Source organism: Olavius algarvensis spirochete endosymbiont (assembly GCA_900608495.1).
Lineage (GTDB): Bacteria > Spirochaetota > Spirochaetia > DSM-2461 > DSM-2461 > UBA2779.
This window is the reverse complement of sequence record UWYT01000298.1, coordinates 1-1,160: the sequence shown is the minus strand read 5'-3', so window position 1 is coordinate 1,160 and position 1,160 is coordinate 1. Positions and strand designations below refer to the sequence as shown.

At 46.0% G+C, this 1,160-nt stretch carries 2 protein-coding genes and 1 pseudogene; all 3 read right to left on the bottom strand.

The features are described 5' to 3' along the window. Positions 1 to 62 precede the first annotated feature (62 nt). A complete protein-coding gene (locus tag S1OALGB6SA_RS09140; protein WP_124033274.1) occupies positions 63 to 296 on the bottom strand; it encodes a hypothetical protein in 234 nt (77 codons plus the stop codon). Positions 297 to 311: 15 nt separating this feature from the next. Beyond that, positions 312 to 603, bottom strand: a pseudogene (locus S1OALGB6SA_RS10965) (integrase core domain-containing protein). Positions 604 to 657: 54 nt separating this feature from the next. Then, positions 658 to 1,047 carry a DDE-type integrase/transposase/recombinase gene (locus S1OALGB6SA_RS09125; protein WP_306766997.1) on the bottom strand — a complete coding sequence of 130 codons (390 nt, stop codon included), beginning with the start codon at positions 1,045 to 1,047 and terminating at the stop codon, positions 658 to 660. Positions 1,048 to 1,160: the final 113 nt, after the last annotated feature.

The window sequence follows — 1,160 nt, the reverse complement described above, 5'->3', positions numbered from 1 at the left end:
TTTTAAGGTTTTATTCGATGCGATACTCCACGAAAATGAGTGTTCATCAAGGAATACTGTACCTAAAGCGAATAGAAGGGAGAAGCTATTTTGGCGCCCAAGATACGGGCCGCCGCACTGTCCGTGCCTCGGCCCTCGGGTTCTTTCTCGGCTTTCCTCATAAGGGCTTCAAACCGCGCAAACCAGGCATCATCATCGCCCGGTTCTGGATACCCAGGTTCTCCGGGCTCCGAAATATAGGGGTCGTCGTCTTCGTATGGCCAGCCTCTTTGAGATAAGGAGCCAGGCCAGGACATTGAGCGCGAACTGCCTTAGGATGTAGGGGGAGTCATCCTCGTAGAAACTAGACCACGAGCTTCTACGAGTCCGTCCTCATATTCTTGCCAGAATTCTTCAGGTGTTTTATTGCCCAACGAACTGTGTGGTCTTAAGAAATTATAGTACTCCTTCCAGGAAAGAAGCTTTCGCTGAGCATCAGCTAACAGTGAGAAAAAAATTTTCATTGAGAAAATCATCTCGGATTTTCCCGTTGAAGCTTTCAACAATCGAATTCTCAATCGGTTTTCCTGGATTGATCAGTTTGTGATCGATGTCGTTTTGCATTATTCCAAACATCATGACTCGAGATGTGAACTCCGTACCGTTGTCACTTCGAAGTCATTCAGGTTTACTGTTCATCAGGATTACATTATCCAGAACACGAGTGACCTGAGAGCTGCTCATCGAAGATTCCACAACTGCAGCGACTAGGTATCGAGTGAACTCGTCGAGTACAATCAAGGTCTTCAGGCTACGTCCGATTTCAGCCGTATCGAATATGAAATCCATGGCCCAAATCTGGTTTGGACGTTTCGCTGCCGACATCGGGTTACGTTGAACAAGAAGCTTCTTCTGTTGCCTCTGACTTATCGTCAGATGTTCGTCTTTGTAGATTCTGAACATCTTCTTGTGGTTCACATGAAAACCTTCACGTTCCAATAGAATCTGTATACGCCGGTATCTGTACCTATGGTTGGCATCAGCTAGCTGTTTGATTCGAGCTCGGATTTCAGTCTCATCCGTTTTCTTCGAATGACATCAAAGCCATATTCCCCAGGTCGTAAGCTAACATCCCTGGTGCTACATACGTTTTTCAAGATTCCGTCCCAGAATTTTGTTCA